Below are 17055 nucleotides of genomic sequence, written 5' to 3'. Positions count from 1 at the left end.
ATGACATCGCTGGTGGTGATCAGCGCGGGCCTCAGCCAGCCCTCCTCCACCCGGCTGCTCGCCGACAAGCTGAGCTCGGCCACCGTCCACCAGCTGGCCGAGGTTCCCGAGGTCACCGTGCTGGAACTGCGCGACCTGGCCCAGGACATCACCAACAACCTGCTCACCGGCTTCCCCTCGGGAAAGCTCTCCGCAGCAGTGGAATCGGTAGCCAAGGCCGATGCGGTGATCGCGGTGACGCCGATCTTCAGCGCCTCCTACAGCGGGCTGTTCAAGTCGTTCTTCGACGTCCTCGACCCGGACGCGCTGGACGGCAAGCCGGTACTGATCGGCGCGACCGGAGGCTCGTCCCGGCACTCGCTGGCGCTGGAACACGCTCTGCGGCCGTTGTTCAGCTACCTGCGGGCGGTCGTGGTGCCGACCGCGGTGTACGCGGCCAGCGAGGACTGGGCCTCCAGCGGCGAGGGTGAGCTGTCGGGGAGGGTGCAGCGGGCCGGTGGTCAGCTCGCGGCGCTGCTGAACGGATCGACGGGTACCACGGGGGCGAAAGATCCCTTCGCCGATGTGATCCCGTTCGCGGACATGCTCAAGGCGCAGGGCCAGTGATCAGACCAAGGTGCCCACGACGTCCTTCAATTTGAGACGTTGTGGGCACCTTGGTCTTCAGCGGCAAGTCAGCGCGGTGGCATCCGGATCGCGCCGTCCATCCGCACCGTCTCGCCGTTGATGTAGTCGTGGTCGATCAGCATCAGGGCCAGCTTGGCGTACTCGTCCGGCCGGCCCAGCCGACGTGGGAAAGGCACTGCAGAAGCGAGACCTTCGAGGTACTCCTCGGTGACGCCGGCCAGCATCGGGGTCTCGATCGTGCCCGGGGCGATGGTGTTCACCCGGATGCCGTACTGGGCCAGATCCCGCGCCGCCGGCAGGCACAGACCGACCACGCCGCCCTTGGACGAGGAGTACGCCGCCTGCCCGACCTGACCCTCGAACGCGGCCACCGAGGCGGTGTTGATGATGACGCCGCGCTGGCCCACCTCGTCGGGTTCGGTCTTGGCGATCTGCTCGGCGGCATAGGTCAGCACGGTGAAGGTACCGACCAGATTGACCTGCACGACCTTGGCGTAGAGGGCGATGTCGTGACGCCCTTTCTTGCCCAGAATTCTTGCCGCCGAGCCGATTCCGGCGCAGTTCACCACGCTCCGCAAGGGCTTGTCGGCAGCGGCCAGGGCCACGGCGTGCTCCACCGCATCCGGATCGGTGACGTCCACCGCCAGGTAGGTCATGCCCTCGATCTGCGGGGCCTTCTCCACCGCGGACGGCAGATCGAAGCCGAAAACCCTTGCTCCCTGGGCGGCCAGCGCGGTGGCGGTGGCATTGCCCAGGCCGGATGCCGCGCCGGTGACGATGGCAGCGGTGTCGGTGATCTGCATCAGGATCCTTCCGCGAGGTGGATCTTTCCCTGGCTGTGCTTGAGGGCCCGGCCGATCACCATGCGCTGGATCTGGTTGGTGCCCTCGAAGATCTGCATTACCTTCGCCTCGCGCAGGTAGCGCTCCAGCGGGAAGTCACGGGTGTAGCCGAACCCGCCGAGCACCTGCACCGCGTCGGTGGTGACCCGCATGGCGTTGTCGGTGGCGACCAGCTTGGCGATCGAGGCCTCGCGGGTGAACGGCAGGCCGAGATCGCGGCGCCGGGCCGCCTCCAGGTAGGTGGCGCGGGCGGTCTGGACGGCGGCGGCCATGTCGGCGAGCAGGAAGGTCAGGCCCTGGTGCTCGATGATCGGCCGGCCGAAGGTCTCTCGCTCGCCGGCGTAGGCCACGGCGGCGTCCAGCGCGGCCTGGGCCAGGCCGGTGGCCACCGCGGCGATGCCCAGGCGGCCCGAGTCCAGGCCCTGCAGGGCAATTTTCAGGCCTTCACCCTCGGCGCCGAGCATGCGCTCGCGCGGCACCCGCACGTCGTTCAGCCGGACGCTGGTGGTGTGCGAGGCGGTCAGGCCCATCTTGCGTTCGGGCGGATCGGCTTCCAGGCCGGGGGAGTCGGCCGGGACCAGGAAGCAGGAGATGCCATTACGTGAGTCAGACGTACGGGCCATGATCTTGTAGAAGTCGGCGTGGCCGCCGTGCGTGGTCCAGGCCTTAACCCCGTTGAGCACGTACTCGTCGTGGACCCGGACGGCCTTGGTGCGCATTGCCGAGGGGTCGGAACCGGCGTGTGGCTCGGACAGGCAGTAGGCGCCGAGTTGCTCACCGCCCAGCATCTCCGGGAGCCAGGCGGCCTTCTGCCCGGCGGTGCCGAACTCGGCCAGGCCGAAGCAGGACAGGGCGTGCACGCTCACCCCGACGCCCACGCTGGCCCAGACGGTTGCGATCTCCTCCAGCACCTGGAGGTAGACCTCGTACGGTTGCCCGCCGCCGCCGAACTCTTCCGGATAAGGCAGGCTCAGCAGCCCGGCCCGGCCCAGCACCCGGAACGTCTCGCGTGGGAAGGTCTCGTCCGCCTCGTGGGCGTCGACCAGCGGGGCGAGCTCTTTGGCGGCGATCTGCCGGGTCAGGGCGATCAGGTCCGCGGCCTCGGCGGACGGAACGACACGCTCGGCAGGCAAAAGCAGACCTCCCCGTTGAGACGGCATGCCTAGTATGCCGCCCCGACGGGGTCGAGGTCACTGCTTGAGAACGACGGCTGGATCCCCCCGGATCACCCCCGGGCGTGCTCAGCTGGCCTTGACGACCTGGAGCTCGGACTTGTGCTTGCGCTCGGTCGAGGCCGGGAACTGGGCCAGCATCTCCGGCGTGCGGATCGGCCGGGAGACCAGGTTGCCCTTGTCGTTCCGGCACGCATTGTCAGCAAAGGTGGCCGCGCAGTCGGTGCACCAGGTGCACTCGAAGGAGCAGATCCAGACGTCCGGCGAGTCCGCCGGGAGGTCGGTGTCACAGGCTTCGCAGTTCGGTCGCAACTCAAGCATGATCGGACGCTAACACCCTCCAGGGCAGTAATTTTCGCCTCAGATGATGCTCTCTTTACGTAGTCCGACGGTCACGCCGGGGTTTCGGGTCAATCGGGTCAGAACGCCGCGTTCGCAACACGCTTCGTACCGGTCCTGCTGCGGGTGGTGGCGGCCGGAACTGAAAGATTTTTCAAATTACTGACCGTAATTTCGGTGTCGGAGGGTGATTGGCGTCCGATAGGCCGGGGATGTCGCGGTCGCGCGGTTCGCCGACCTCGTGACCGCTCCTTCCTGCCGCCTGAAACTCCTTGATGCCGAGAGGTAACGACTACGACTCTGCCGCTGGGCGGACGGTTGCGCAGGCCGGGATGCGCGCAAGGATGGCGGCATGACTGACGAGGTGGTGGACCTGCTGGTGATCGGCGGCGGTCCCGCGGGGCTCTCGGCCGTGCGGGCGTACCGGGAGGCCGGCGGAAAGGGCCGGGCGGTGCTGGTCTCGGCCGATCCGGACGCGCCCTACGACCGGCCGCCACTGTCCAAGGACTTCCTGCGCGGTGATCAGCCCGAGGACGAGATGGGCCTGCTGGACGACGGGGAGCTCTCGCGTCTGGAGGTCACCTGGGCCAGCGATCGGGTGACGTCGGTGGACACCGGCCGCAAGCACGTCGGCACCCGCGACGGTTCCGGCTACACCTACCGGCACTGCGTTTTCGCCACCGGCTCGAACCCGGCCGATCTGCCGGTGCCGGGTGGGGACGACAGCGCCCTGCTGCGGCTGCGCACCCTGGAGGACGGCCGCCGGCTGAAGGCGGCGGTGGCCGGGGCCAAGACGGTCGCGGTGATCGGGTCCGGCTTCATCGGCTGCGAGGCGGCCTCGTCGCTGCGCCGGCTCGGGCTCGACGTGGTGCAGGTGACCAACGAGTTCTCGCCGCAGGAGAACCGGCTCGGGGCGGAGGCCGGGGCCCGGATCGCGGGCTGGCTGGCCGAGGACGGCGTGCGGCTGGTCACCGGGGCCACCGTCACCGCCCTGGATCGCGACGAGAACGGCGTGAGCATCCGGCTGGACGGGCAGGACGACGTCCGGGCCGACGTGGTGCTGCTGGCGGTCGGTGTGCGCCCGGCCACCGAGCTCGCGGCCGAGGCCGGGCTGGCGGTGCACGAGGGCCGGATCGTGGTCGACGCGCACATGCGCACCTCGGCCGAGGGGGTGCTGGCCGCTGGTGACGTGGTCTACGCGCTGAACAACGCGGCCGCCCGCCAGCTCTCGGTGGAGCACTGGTTCGACGCCGAGACGATGGGCCGGATCGCCGGGCAGACGGCGGCCGGGGTGGAGGATGCGACCTGGTCCGACCCGCCGGGCTTCTGGAGCCAGATCGGCGATCGCTGGCTGAAGTACGCGGCCTGGGGCGACGGCTACGTGGAGGCGCTGTACGAGGAGGGCGAGGGCGACGCCTTCACGGTCTGGTACCAGGACGGCGACGGCACCTGCGTGGGCGTGCTGACCTACCTGGCCGACGAGAACTACGACAAGGCGTTCCGGCTGCTCAGCTGAGCCGGAAAAAGAAGAAGACCCCGGCGCCAACCCGCCGGGGTCTTCTTCGGTTCAGGAGCAGGCCGGTCAGTCGGCCAGCAGTTCCCGGCTGATCCGGATCATGTCCTCGCGCTCGACCACCTTGACCCGCTGGCGGTTCTGCGGCTCGCCGAGGCTGACCTCGTGCGCGTCCAGCAGGTCCCAGCCGGCCCAGGTGGTGTAGTTGACGCCCTTCAGCTCCAGCTTCGCCAGGATGTCCACCCCGTGCGGCGCCGGGTCGTCCGGGTTGATCTCCTTCAGGATGTGCCCGACGGTCTCGCTGGCGTCCGACTTGGTGTGGCCGATCAGGCCGATCGGGCCGCGCTTGATCCAGCCGGTGCAGTACAGCCCGGGCACCTGGGCGCCGTTCTCGTCCAGCACCCGGCCGCCGTCGTTGCTGATCACGTGCCGGGACTCGTCGAACGGGATCTCCGGCAGCGCCGAGCTGCGGTAGCCCACGGCCCGGTACACGGCCTGGACCGGCCAGTCGGTGAACTCGCCGGTGCCGCGCACGCTGCCGTCGCCGGTGAGCTCCATCCGCTCGGTGCGCAGGTTCTCCACCTTCCCGTCGCCGGAGATCTCCACCGGCGCCTCGAGGAAGTGGATGTGCAGGCGGTGCGGCTTGCCCGTCGGGTCCTTGCCGACCCAGGCGTTCAGCGTCTTCATCACCTGCTTGACGTGCTTGTCCTCGTTCGCCGCGCGCATGCTGGCCTCGTCGAACTCGAAGCCCTCGGGGTGCACCACGACATCCACGTTGGGCGAGTGCGCCAGCTCGCGCAGCTCCAGCGGGGAGAACTTCACCTGGACCGGGCCGCGGCGGGCGAACACGTGGACGTCGGTGGCCTGGTTGAGCTTCAGGCCCTCGTAGACGTTCGGCGGGATCTCGGTCACGAGCATCTCGTCGGCGGTCTTGGACAGCACCCGGGCCACGTCCAGGGCCACGTTGCCGGCGCCCAGCACGGCCACGTGCTGCGCGGTCAGCGGCCACTCGCGGGCCACGTCGGGGTGGCCGTCGTACCAGTTGACGAAGTCGGCGGCGCCGTAGCTGCCGGGCAGGTCCACGCCGGGGACGTCGAGGTCGCGGTCGGCGAAGGCACCGGTGGCGAAGATGACCGCGTCGTAGTGCGCGCGCAGGTCTTCCAGGCTGAGGTCGGTGCCGTAGTTGACGTTCCCGATGAAGCGGATGTTCTCCTGGTCGAGCACCCGGCGCAGGGCCTTGATGATCTCTTTGATCCGCGGGTGGTCGGGGGCCACGCCGTACCGGACCAGACCGTACGGAGCGGGCAGCCGCTCGATGACGTCGATCTCGACCGGGACCTCGGACTTGGTCAGGATGTCTGCGGCATAGATGCCCGCCGGGCCCGCACCGATCACCCCGATGCGCAGCGGACGGGGGGATGAAGTCTCTTCAGTCATGGTTAGGCCAGCCTAACCGGGATCCTATAGGAAGTGGCAACATGAAAGTGGTCACTCGATTTGTATCCAGTATGTGAAGTGGCCAACGCACGGTGGGCGCGTCGCTGCGCTGGGTCGCGCTGTCCGGCCGGGCGGGGGAGTCGTCCCTGACATCGTGATCTACGCGTGCTCACGAGTAACGAAATGCGGTTCTAGCGAGAAACTGCGGCACCCGGGCAACGACCGGGTGAGGCGTGAGTTCACCGTCTTTGGTCGTCTTGGGCCTTGTGCGGTGCCTGAGTGCTGTCTGAGACTTTTGTGCGCTCGGCCGACGTGCGCCTTACCTTGTTGGACCGGGCACGGGTCAGCAGAAGGAGAGCCCGCCCCAACGCTGTGAAACGGACTACCGCATGCCTCATGTCCCTCATGTAGTCGTCATCAATCCGACCAGTTCGGCCGAGCTCACCGCGGGGATTCAGGACTCACTGGAGCCGGTGGCCCAGCGCTGGGCCGTCACCGCGGCGGCGGTGACCTCGTACGGTGGCCCGCGGGCGATCGAGAGCGACGAGGACGCCCGCGCGGCGATCGGCCCTCTGCTGGCCACGGCTGGGCAGCATCGGGCCGACGCGTACGTGGTGGGCTGCTTCTCCGACACCGGGCTGGAGGAGTTGCGGGCCGCGGCGCCGGTCCCGGTGATCGGGATCGCCGAGGCGGCCCTGCTCTCGGCGATGTCGCACCGGCGGCGGATCGGCGTGGTGAGCACGCTGCCGATGGCCACCTTCCGGCACGAGCTGTACTGGGCCAAGCTGGGGATCAGCGGCCGGGTGGTGGCCGACCTGGCGATCGGGCGCAGCGTGCTGGACCTGGCCTCCCGGGATGCCGCCAACGACGTTCTGAAGGTCTCGCGGGAGCTGGTCAGCCGGCGCGGTGCCCAGACGCTCATTCTGGGCAGCGTCGGGATGGAGCGGCTGCGCGGTCCCTTGGCCGAAGAACTGGGTGTACCGGTGATCGAACCGACCGCGGCTGCCGTGGCGATGGCCGTGCAGGCCCTGGCCGACGCTCCGCCGCCGGTCCGCAATGTGCCTGCGGCCCCGGCCTACACCCCGGAACCGGCCTACACCCCAGAGCCTGCTTACACGCCGGAGCCCGCCTACGCGCCGGAACCGGCCTACCGCTCCGGGTACGAGCCCTCCTATGACCGCTCGCACCAGCCGGCCCGCGAGTCGCAGCGGGATCCCTCGTACGACCGCTACGGCTCGTACGAGCGCGATCCGCGCTACGGCGCAGACGGTTACGAACCGCCCCGGGGCCGCGAGCAGCGCGGCCACGACCAGGGCTACGAACCGCGCGGGCACTACTCCGCCCATCAGCGTTCTTCCGAGGTCTACCAGTAGGAAGGTGATCACCAGCATCGGGTGTCAGCCGATGAACGCCGGCCCCAACGCAGTCTGAACATCCCCACTCGACCGGCGCAGGTCGTCCGCCGGTAGTGATCGATCCGGCCGGAGGCAACGTTGATCGGCCGGATCGGCACGTAGGGTGGCGGTGCGCAGGCGGATCCGGTGACCTAACGGGCAGGGTGGCGATGATCAACTTCGTGGTGGACGGTGACCCGCAGTCCCCGGTGCTCGTCCTCGGATCGTCGATCGGCACGTCCTACCGGTTGTGGGATCCCCAGCTGCCCGGCCTGGTTCAGCAGTTCCGCGTGGTGCGCTTCGACCTGCCCGGCCACGACGGCAAACCCGCGCCGGCCGGGCCGTACCGGGTGGCCGCCCTGGCCGCTGCGGTGCTCGAGGTCCTCGACGGCCTGGGCATCCAAACGTTCTCCTACTGCGGGCTTTCGCTGGGCGGCGCGATCGGCCAGCAGCTGGCGCTGGAGCGTCCGGAGCGGATGCGCAAGCTGGTGCTGGTCTGTACCGCGGCCCGTTTCGGCGATGATCCGCAGCTCTGGCGGGATCGGGCGGCCCGGGTCCGCGCCGAGGGCACCGGCTTTCTGCCCGAGCTGGCCCGCGGGCGCTGGTTCGGGCTGGATGCGCCGGTACCGCCGCACGGGCGCGAGTTGCTCGAGGCGCAGACCGTTCTCGACCCGGAAGGCTACGCGGGCTGTTGCGAGGCACTGGCCGATTTCGACCTCACCGCCGAACTGGGCCGGATCAGCGTTCCCACCCGGGTCGTCGCCGGGGCCGAGGACCAGGCCACACCGCTGGTCCGGGCCGAGCAGCTGGCCAAGGGCATCCCCGGGGCCGACCTGGTGGTCCTGCCGGGCGCCGCGCACCTTGCCAACGTCGAGCAGCCCGCCGCCGTCCTCCAGGCGATGCGCGAGCACCTGCGTTAGTCGGGCAAGAAGAACGTCCGCGCGATCCCGGTGGTGAGCAGCGAGGGCTCCACCCCGAGCTGCTGCGCGGTCAGCACGGCCTCGGTGACGGCGGCCGGCGCGGGTGGTGCGATGAAGTAGCCCTGCACGTGGTCCACCCCCAGGTCGATCAGCTGGCGCAGCTGCTCGACCGCCTCCACCCCCTCCGCGGTCACCGTGATCGACAGCCCGCCGGCCAGGTTGGTCAGCATCTCCACCACCGCCCGGGCCCGCTCCTCCACCTGCATCCGCCCGATGAACGACTGGTCGATCTTCATCTCGGCGACCGGCAGGGTGGCCAGGTGCCGCAGGCTCGAGGTCCCCGCCCCCACGTCGTCCAGCGACAACTGCGCTCCGGCCGCCAGCAGCACCTGCAGCTGTTCCGGCGCACCCTCGGCCAGGTCCAGCGTGGTGGTCTCGGGTAGTTCCAGCCGCAGCCGGCCGATCGGCACTCCCGACTCGGCCACCGCGGCGAGCACCTCGTTGGCCAGGTCCGGATGGGCCAGCGTGTCGGTCGAGAGGTTGACGTTCATCCAGTCCGGGGCCCGCTCGCCGAGCAGGTCGATCCACACCCGCAACTGCTTCAGCGCGGTCCGCAGCACCCACAGGTCCATCTCCATCAGGGCGTTGTCCACCGTGGCGGCGGCCAGCACCCGATCCGCCCCGAGCAGGCCGTCGCTGGGGTGCTGCCAGCGAATCAGCGCCTCCACCGCGGTGATCCGGCCCGAGACCAGCTCCAGGATCGGCTGGTAGTGCAGCACCAGCTCGTTCTCGGCCAGGGCCCGGTGCATCGAACGCGAGAGCCGGCCCTCGACCGGCTGCGGCTGGAGGTCCTCGAAGATCTGCGGGGGCCCGGCCACCACCACCCGGTCACCGCCGGCCTGCTTCGCCCCGTACATCGCCAGATCGGCCTCCTGCAGAAGGGTTTCCACGGCCGAGGCTCCACTGTTGTGGCCCGAGACGGCCGCGCCCATGCTGGCCGTGCTGCCGGCCCGTGAGTCCAGCCCCGGGTCGGGCTGGCGCAGCACGCTGAGGAACCGCCCCGAGATCCGGTGCAGCAGCGCGTGGGCATCGCTGTCGGTCCCGGCCGGAACCGTCATCGCCACCACGAACTCGTCCCCGCCGAGCCGGGCCAGCAGATCGCCCGGGTGCGCGGTGGCCCGGATCCGGCGCGCCACCGAGACCAGCAGCGCATCGCCGACGTTGTGCCCGAGCTGGTCGTTGACCTGCTTGAGCCGGTCCAGCTCGATGAACACCACGGCCAGCCGGCGGCCGGTCCCGGTCAGGCTGAGGGCCAGTTCGTGCAGGTGCTCGAAGAAGGCCGAGCGGTTCAGCAGCCCGGTCAGCTCGTCCTGGCTGGCCCGCCGGGCCATGCTCACCGCCAGCGCCTCCAGCACCGCTCCGGCCTGGAGCAGCCGCCAGTCGCCGTTGGGCCCGCGTAGCAGCAGTTCCTCGTAACGCCGATCGCCCGGCCGCGACAACACCGCCTCGACCGCGGCGGCCAAGGACAGCGAAGAACGATGGACGGGTACGTCCCAGTCGGCGAGCCGGCCCACCGGGGTGCGGGCCCGGGGCCGCCACAGACCCCACCGGGTCTGCACCTTCTGTTCCAGCCGGCGCCGCGAGAGCCGGCCGATCCGTTCCCCGTCGACGACCACGACCCCGCTCGACTCGTCGGGCATCACGTCGACCTCGGCACAGGTCCGGCGCGCCGACACGGCAACGATCGGGCTGGCCAGCTCCCACATCGGCCGTTCCTCGGAGAAGGCGAGGGCGGACAACCGCACGCTGTCGTGACCGGTCACCGTTCGGTACTCGGCCGGGCACGCTCCGGAACTGAGCAGTCGAGGGCACACCACCCGTCCGGCCGAGGGGCCGCTGACTTGCAGTTTCAGCGCGCCGACAGCTGTCCGCGTCGGTAGCCTCGAAGACGATGTCCGAGTCTGACCAGCCCACCTCCGGCCGGCCCAACCAGGGCGGGCCCAGCCCCGACGAGTCCGCCCCACCGGCGCCGAACCCCGACCAGCGAGTCCCGGACCAGCCGGGCGAGGCCGCTGGCGAGGCCTCCCCTGAACCTGCGCCGAAGCCGGTTCCCGGCCCGACGCGACGGCGCCTGCTACGCGTGCGCCGCTGGACGGTGGAGCAGATGTTCCGCCGGCCCGAGCACCCGGTCCGCGCCGCCGTCCGCTTCATCGTCTCGCTGACGGCCGCGCTCGCCGTGGCCGCCATCGCCGTCTCGGTCTACCCCTACCGGACCACGGTGGCCAAGGTCGACATCGTCGTCTCCGGTTCGGTCACCCCCGAGCACCGCGGCATCACCGTCGACTCCAGCCTCGGCTCGCTGCAGTTCCGCGACGTCACCGCGCTGCCGATCGGTCTGCACGTCACCCCGCGGATCGACCTGGACGCCGTGCGCGAGGCCACCAGCGGCGGCGCCACCTTCACCAACGACTTCCGTTCCCAGCTGGAAGACCGGATTCCGGCGATGGTGCTGCACTTCGCCGGCGCCGCCCTGATCGGTCTGCTGATCGGCGCCCTGATCGGTGACCTGATCGTGGATGGCGCGATCTCGGTGCTGGCCAACAAGGACCCGCTGCGAGCCGGCAGCCGGCGACATCGCCTGGCCGCCACCGCCACCCTGGTGGCCAGTTCGACGGTGGTGGCGCTGGTCGCCCTGACTGCCACCTTCGGCATCACCTATCGCTCGGACTGGTGGCAAAGATACGCCGTCACCGGACTTCTGGCCGATATCGCGGCCACTCCGGACAAGCTGGCGGCCCTGGACGCGCGGGACGCGGCCGCGGCCGACAAGGTGCGTGCGGTGCTGAGCCTGCAGGACGCCCTGACCCGGCCACCGACGTCCACCGATACCCCGGTGACGGCCTACAACGTCATGTTCATCTCCGACGTGCACCGCCGCGACATCTACAACTACCTGCAGGAATACATCGATGCGAACGATGTGAAGCTGCTGGTCAACACCGGCGACGAGACGCTGGTCGGGAACACCGCGGAGATGACCAGCAGCTACATCGACTCGATCCGGCGGATCACCGCGACCACCCCGATGATCTGGATCAAGGGCAACCACGACTCCGCCAGCGTGGCCCGGCGGATGGCCGAGATCCCCGGTGTCACCGTGCTCGACCAGGAAGTCGTCTCGGCCATGGGTCTGCAGATCTACGGGGTGGGCGATCCGCGGACGTACGGCGCGCCGGGCGATGCCGGTTCGGACGACGTCGAGGTGGTCACCCGGATCGAGACCGAGGCCGCGCTGTCGGCGGTCGAGAACCTGAACCGCGAAACCTATTTCGACCTGCTGCTGGCGCACGAGCCGATCATGGGCGACACGATGGCCACCACCCTGGGCCCCTCGGTGCGGGCGATCGGTTCCGGGCACGTGCACCACCAGAACGAGACGGCCGACCTGCAGAGCAGCGACCGCGACTACATCCGGCTGATCGAGGGCACCACCGGGATGGGCGGGCTGCTGCGCGAGACCGGTGACCCGATGGAGTTCTCGATCCTTTCGGTCGGCACGAACTGCCAGTACACCCGGATCATCCGCTACAAACTGGCCGACCCGGCGCTGCCCGACCTCACCCGCGGGGAGACCTACGGGAACAACTCGGCCTTCGACGTCCACTACTTCCAGCCCCAGGACATCAACGCCGAGCGCACCTGCGCGGTCGAGGACGGGATCGACGAGGCGGTTCCGGCCAGCGCCACCAACCTGGCCACCGTGCAGGAATGGTCCAGCCTGCAACTGAACGACGACGCACTGGCCACCCCGGACGAGGTCACCCCCGACCCGGTGAGCACGGCCGACGAGGCGGGAGACAACGCGATCCGGGACGATGCGGGCGACTCGACTCCCAGTGAGGCGACGAACCCGTCCCCGTCCGAAACCGCAACCCCGTAAACGACTCAGCGGGTGAACCAAAGGCGCGCGGAGCGTCCTTTGGTTCACCCGCTGTGTGCTTTTGGAACTGTCAGGCCCGGGCCTCGGAGGTGGCCGGCCGGGGGACCGGCAGCTTCCAGGTCACCCAGCCCGCGTCCTTGAACGTCAGGGCCGGCTTCTCCACCAGCTTCCACGAAGCCAGCGCGACCACCGCCGACACGGCCAGGCCGACCGGCACGAACGCCCAGATGCTCAGCGCGGCCAGGCCGAACAGGTTGAGGATCTGCAGCAGCGGCCAGTGGTACACGTACAGGCCGTACGAGATGTCGGTGCGCGGCTCGGGCAGGCGCACCCGGGAGACCGCCAGCGCCATCAGCACGTAGCCGAAGGCCGGGCCGGCAATCACCCGGTAGTCCTCCAAGAACACCACGCCGGCCACCACGACCCCGCTCGCGACCACCGTGAGCAGGCGGTTCATCGGCACGTGGTGGGCGTAGAGGTACAGCACCGAGCCGATCAGGAACATGAACGACAGCCGCAGGATGCGCTCCTGGCCGATGTACAGGATCTGGTACTCGTTCAGCACCGTGACCACCCAGAGCGCCCCCACCGCGCCCAGCGTCATCACCGGGCGCCGGCGCAGCCCGCCGCACACCCCCAGCGCGATGATCGAGGCGTAGCAGGCGGCCTCGTAGAAGAGCGTCCAGAGCGAGCCGTTCAGCACCCCGGCCATCTCCACGTCGGTCGGCAGGCCGTCGATCCCCCACTGGCGCATCAGCAGCGCAGCGTTGCGGATCACGTAGTCCACCGCCGAGTTCTGGCCGGAGAGCAGGCTGCTCATCGGCTGGCCCTGCTGCCAGGCGATCAGCGGGGCCATCAGGGTGGCGCTGATCACCAGGCACACCCAGAACCCGGGCATGATCCGCAGGAACCGGTGCCAGGCGTAGCGGCGCACCGAGTCCAGCCGCAGATAGCTGCCGACCAGCAGGAACCCGCTGAGCACGAAGAACGCGTCGACGCAGAGCGCGCCGATCTCGGTGCGCCCGACCATCGGCTGCCAGCCGTAGCCGATCAGCGCGGCGTGGGTGAAGCCGACCACCAGGGCCAGCCCCAGACGCATCAGGCCGAGGTGGTTGTTGCGCGGGGTGAACCGGGCACCCAGCGTCTTGGAGTCGGCGCTTCCCCGGTGCGGCCGCGTTTTCCGGCGGCCCAGAGCGTTTTTCAGAATGCCGAGAGCCGTGCGCAGACGCGAGCGGCGGGGAGCTGGTTCGGTGTTGCGTTCACGGACGTCGCGGCGCAGCGGGAGCGCGGTGGTCGGCGCGGTGGCCGGACCGATCTCGGGCTGGGTCTGGTGAACTTGAGACGTGGCGGGGCCGGGTTGCGCCTTCGGCTCACCTTCGGTGATCTTGGGCGTCGGTGCGGCCTCCGGTGCCGTCGCCTTCGGCTGCTCCGTCGTCTTCGGCTGGTGAGGTGCCCGGTGCACCTCTTCGGCGAAAGCCGGGGACGGTGCGTCGAAGATCTGAGGGTAGTTCCAGTCGCCCTGCGCGCCCTGCCAGCTCTCATCGGCCGACGGCAGCTTCAGGCTCGCTGTCCAGGCCGCATCGTCGTCGAGCGGCGCAACAGCCGGTCTTCGTATCTCGGGTTCCTCGTCCGCCTCCGACACCGCACTGCTGGGTACCGCCGTGCTGCTGGGAGCGGTGGTCGGCTGGGCGCCACTGGCCGGGACGGCTTCAGCGGACGGATCCTTCTGGCCCGGCTGCGGGTCGAGCACCGGGATCTGCCCGGTGGCCAGCGACGCGCCGGTGACCGGCCCGGCCTCGAAGTCCCGCCGGGGCCGGACAGGCAGCGGCGTCGGCTCCTTGGGGACCACTGTGTTCTCCCTTCAGCCCGTTTTCGGCAGGCTTCGCTCGCACTGATTTCAGATTCGCCGGAATGCTGCTGCGCGGGAGGTCAGGCGTAAATCAAAAGCCCATGAATCTGCCGTCAATACCTCCGGAGGCGAACGGTCACCCAGCTTGCCATGACGTGACGTCCGAAGTGGGCTGCGGAGCGCACTCGCCGCAGGTCAGTCCCGGCGAGCATGATCATCGGCGAAGCCTGCGGACGAAAGGTTGCCGCGACCAGGATCACATTTGATCGTTAAGCGGCTATCAGCAATGAATACGCGATGCACTCTGTGGAATGGGTTTCACACCGACCGTGGACGGTCTGATTATCGGACAAAAGCCGAATGCGGGTGCCCCGGGCAATGAAATCGGCCTGGCCGGGCTTGTCCGACCTAGAACCGACGCCGCTGGACGCACCTCGCGAATGCGTACATCAAGTCCACTTAGTACCAGGTGTACACGTTTCTCTCTGCCGGCCTCAAACCACCGACGCCGAGGCCGCCCTCTTCCACGACGCCGAAGGCCGGTGCCAGGACTCGGATCCAGTCCCGCACTCAGGCCACGCCGAACTGACGCAGCACCGCCGTGGTACCGGCCGCCGCAATCACCACCAGCGGAAACGGAGCCTTGGCGAGCACCAGCACCACCGCCAGGCCAACCCCCGCGAACCGGGCCCAGCCCGCGAAAGCGCCGTCCTGGACCAGGGTGCTCGTGGCGATCAGGGCGGCCAGCAGCGTGGTGGCCGCCGAGGTCATCCAGGCCTGGGCCGATTCGGAGAACTGGTAGTGGTCGGCCAGCAGCGGTCCGGCCCTGCGAAAGGCGAAAGTTCCTGCGGCCAGGGCGAAGATGGCGGCGATCGGCATGATGGCGGGCCTTCGGTGATGAGGGACCTGGTGGTCGGGTCGGTCGGAACGCCTGCGGTGGGGCGGCTGGTTGAGTGGGTATGCAGGGCCGGCTCTACCGACCGCGGTCAAGGACCTTGCCTTGGCGGGCAAGGGCGATGAGGCCGGTGAGGGAGGCGAGCACGGGTAGTCCGGCGGCCAGGAAGGGGGTGCTGAGAACGGCTACGGCCGAGCCGATTCCGGCCGAGAGGCGTAGCCGGGTGCTGTTGAGGGCGGGCAGCACGATGGCTGCCAGTACGGCCGGGAAGGCGGCGTCCAGGCCGAGGGCGTCGGTGTCGCCGATCCAGGAGCCGGCCGCTGCACCCACTGCCACGCCCAGGTTCCAGCAGATGAAGAGCGAGATCCCGCAGGCCCAGAACACCGCTGCCCGGCGTTCGCGGTCCCGTTCGGTGATGGCCATGGCTACGGTCTCGTCGGTGACGATCTGCGCACCGAACGCCTGACGTAGCGGACTGCCACCTTTGATCGCGTCGGCCACGCTGAAGCTGAACGGCAGCAGGCGGGCGTTCAGGAGCAGGCCGGTGGCCACGGCGGCGGTGGCCGAGCCGCCGGAAAGGACCGTGCCGACCGCTGCGAACTGGGCGCCACCAGCGAAGACGAGCAGTGACAGGACGATCGGGATCCAGGGTTGCAGGCCGCCGCCGACCGCGATCGCCCCGAACGACATGGCCACCAGGGCGTCGGCCACGCACAGTAAGGCGATGGCCCGCGCGTGCTTTCTCTCCACCGTTCGCCATACTGAACGCATGTCCGTAAGGATGAACGCACCCTAGGGCGTTCGTCAAACAGAACGAGTGATCGGTATAGCGAACATGCTTCCCGAAGACGAAGTTCAGCTCGATCCGAAGGCCGTGCTGGCGGCCGCCCTGCGCAGCGAGCGCGAGCGCAGCGGGATGTCGCTCAGCGAGCTGGCCAAGCAGGCCCGGCTGGCCAAGTCCACGCTGTCCCAGCTGGAGTCGGGCGCCGGTAACCCGAACGTGGAGACGCTCTGGGCGCTGGCCACCGCGCTCGATCTGCCGGTCAGCCGGTTGGTCGATCCGCCGCGCCCCAAGATCGGCGTGGTCCGCAACGGCGAGGGTACGGCGCTGCAGTCCGAGCAGGGCGACTATGCGGCGTATCTGATGTCGGCCGGGCCGGCCGGGGTGGCGCGGGACTTGTACCGGCTGAACGTGGAGATCGGTCCGGGCCGGATCTCCGACCCGCATCGGGTGGGCACCATCGAGCACGTGATCGTGGGCTCGGGGCAGGCGCTGGTCGGGCCGACGAGCAACCCGGTCGAGCTGGGCCCGGGCGACTACATGGTCTACCCCGGCGACGTGGAGCACATGTTCCAGGCGCTCACTCCGGGCGTGATCGCGACGCTGATCAGCGAGAGCCGCTGACCGGCGCGGTCCTGCACCCGGAGAGAACCAGGCCCTAGGGGGCCTGTCCTGCGGATCTTTGCCTACTGCGGGGCACCCGTGACGCCGTCTGACCGCGTCCGGCGTGGCCCCACGCAAAACCATTGCGAGGGGCCCCACCGGCCACGTCAGCCAGCGCCCCGGGCACCTCCTCGCTACGGCCCTGATCCACAGGACAGGCCCTAGGCTCGCGACCCATGAACGATGACCCCTTCGACCTGGCCCGGTTCGTCGAGGCGCAGGACTCCGGCGGCACCTACGCCCGGGCGGTCGCCGAGCTGCGCGCGGGCGAGAAGGTCGGTCACTGGATGTGGTTCGTGTTTCCGCAGGTCGCCGGGCTGGGGCTGAGCGCGATGTCGGTGCGCTACGCGATCGACGGCCTGCCCGAGGCCCGCGCCTACCTGGCCCATCCGGTGCTTGGCCCGCGTCTGCAGGAATGCGCCGGCATCCTCGACGGCCTGCCCCGGTCCGACGCCGACCAGATCCTGGGCCCGGTCGACGCCGCCAAACTTCGTTCTTCGATGACGCTTTTCGCGTACGCCGCTCCGGAGCGCGAGGAGTTCCGCTCGGTGCTGAAGAAGTATTTCGGCGGGGTGGAGGACAGCGCCACAACGGCTCGGCTGGGCGAGGCGTTCCCCGAGGAATAGCTTCGGGACCTTCGGCCCCTCTCAGGGTGGGAACGGCTGCTCAAACTGATCTGGAAT

15 protein-coding genes are annotated in these 17055 nt (G+C 69.4%); 7 read left to right on the top strand and 8 right to left on the bottom strand.

The window, feature by feature from the left end; translation table 11 throughout:
- Positions 1-606 carry an FMN reductase gene (locus LR394_RS01885; RefSeq protein WP_231438552.1) on the top strand — a complete coding sequence of 202 codons (606 nt, stop codon included), beginning with the start codon at positions 1-3 and terminating at the stop codon, positions 604-606.
- A 68-nt stretch (positions 607-674) separates the two neighbouring features.
- Here the strand turns inward: LR394_RS01885 and LR394_RS01880 are convergent, their stop codons facing one another.
- The 3 genes from LR394_RS01880 to LR394_RS01870 all read right to left on the bottom strand — a co-directional run bounded on the left by LR394_RS01880 (position 675) and on the right by LR394_RS01870 (position 2962).
- Positions 675-1430, bottom strand: a complete 756-nt coding sequence (locus LR394_RS01880; protein ID WP_231438551.1) for an SDR family oxidoreductase — start codon at positions 1428-1430, stop codon at positions 675-677.
- Positions 1430-2602 (bottom strand): acyl-CoA dehydrogenase family protein, encoded by a 1173-nt coding sequence (locus tag LR394_RS01875; RefSeq protein WP_231438550.1) that lies wholly within the window; start codon positions 2600-2602, stop codon positions 1430-1432. Before LR394_RS01875 ends, LR394_RS01880 begins: the two co-directional genes overlap by 1 nt.
- A 108-nt stretch (positions 2603-2710) precedes the next feature.
- Positions 2711-2962: a DUF1272 domain-containing protein gene (locus LR394_RS01870; RefSeq protein ID WP_231438549.1), complete on the bottom strand. Its 252-nt coding sequence runs from the start codon at positions 2960-2962 to the stop codon at positions 2711-2713.
- 370 nt (positions 2963-3332) lie between these two features.
- Here LR394_RS01870 and LR394_RS01865 point away from each other — a divergent pair, with 370 nt between their 5' ends.
- Positions 3333-4496 carry an NAD(P)/FAD-dependent oxidoreductase gene (locus LR394_RS01865; protein WP_231438548.1) on the top strand — a complete coding sequence of 388 codons (1164 nt, stop codon included), beginning with the start codon at positions 3333-3335 and terminating at the stop codon, positions 4494-4496.
- Between the two features lie 66 nt (positions 4497-4562).
- Here LR394_RS01865 and LR394_RS01860 read toward each other — a convergent pair whose 3' ends face one another.
- Positions 4563-5930 (bottom strand): FAD-dependent oxidoreductase, encoded by a 1368-nt coding sequence (locus LR394_RS01860; protein ID WP_231438547.1) that lies wholly within the window; start codon positions 5928-5930, stop codon positions 4563-4565.
- A 389-nt stretch (positions 5931-6319) separates the two neighbouring features.
- Between LR394_RS01860 and LR394_RS01855 the strand changes: the two genes are divergently transcribed.
- On the top strand, positions 6320-7303 hold the full coding sequence (locus LR394_RS01855) for an aspartate/glutamate racemase family protein (protein WP_231438546.1): 984 nt from the start codon (positions 6320-6322) through the stop codon (positions 7301-7303).
- A gap of 191 nt (positions 7304-7494) precedes the next feature.
- Positions 7495-8244 carry an alpha/beta fold hydrolase gene (locus LR394_RS01850; protein ID WP_231438545.1) on the top strand — a complete coding sequence of 250 codons (750 nt, stop codon included), beginning with the start codon at positions 7495-7497 and terminating at the stop codon, positions 8242-8244.
- Here LR394_RS01850 and LR394_RS01845 read toward each other — a convergent pair.
- Positions 8241-10067, bottom strand: coding sequence for a putative bifunctional diguanylate cyclase/phosphodiesterase (locus tag LR394_RS01845; RefSeq protein ID WP_231438544.1), 1827 nt, complete (start codon positions 10065-10067; stop codon positions 8241-8243). The genes LR394_RS01850 and LR394_RS01845 overlap by 4 nt on opposite strands.
- 128 nt (positions 10068-10195) lie before the next feature.
- Here LR394_RS01845 and LR394_RS01840 point away from each other — a divergent pair, with 128 nt between their 5' ends.
- On the top strand, positions 10196-12184 hold the full coding sequence (locus tag LR394_RS01840) for a metallophosphoesterase (RefSeq protein ID WP_231438543.1): 1989 nt from the start codon (positions 10196-10198) through the stop codon (positions 12182-12184).
- 70 nt (positions 12185-12254) lie between these two features.
- Here the strand turns inward: LR394_RS01840 and LR394_RS42630 are convergent, their stop codons facing one another.
- The 3 genes from LR394_RS42630 to LR394_RS01825 all read right to left on the bottom strand — a co-directional run bounded on the left by LR394_RS42630 (position 12255) and on the right by LR394_RS01825 (position 15678).
- On the bottom strand, positions 12255-14033 hold the full coding sequence (locus LR394_RS42630) for an acyltransferase family protein (RefSeq protein WP_231438542.1): 1779 nt from the start codon (positions 14031-14033) through the stop codon (positions 12255-12257).
- Positions 14034-14603: 570 nt separating this feature from the next.
- The gene (locus LR394_RS01830) at positions 14604-14912 is read right to left on the bottom strand and encodes an AzlD domain-containing protein (protein WP_231438541.1); all 309 of its coding nucleotides are present in this window, start codon (positions 14910-14912) and stop codon (positions 14604-14606) included.
- 94 nt (positions 14913-15006) lie between these two features.
- Entirely contained in the window at positions 15007-15678 is a 672-nt protein-coding gene (locus LR394_RS01825) for an AzlC family ABC transporter permease (protein WP_231438540.1), read from the bottom strand.
- 85 nt (positions 15679-15763) lie between these two features.
- On the opposite strand from LR394_RS01825, the gene LR394_RS01820 reads away from it, so the two are divergent.
- Positions 15764-16333: a helix-turn-helix domain-containing protein gene (locus tag LR394_RS01820; protein WP_231438539.1), complete on the top strand. Its 570-nt coding sequence runs from the start codon at positions 15764-15766 to the stop codon at positions 16331-16333.
- 215 nt (positions 16334-16548) lie between these two features.
- Positions 16549-16998, top strand: coding sequence for a DUF1810 domain-containing protein (locus LR394_RS01815; protein WP_231438538.1), 450 nt, complete (start codon positions 16549-16551; stop codon positions 16996-16998).
- Positions 16999-17055 lie beyond the last annotated feature (57 nt).

Origin of the sequence: Kineosporia babensis, assembly GCF_021129305.1 — a bacterium.
Taxonomy (GTDB): Bacteria; Actinomycetota; Actinomycetes; order Actinomycetales; family Kineosporiaceae; genus Kineosporia; species Kineosporia babensis.
This window is presented reverse-complemented; position numbering and strand designations above follow the sequence as displayed.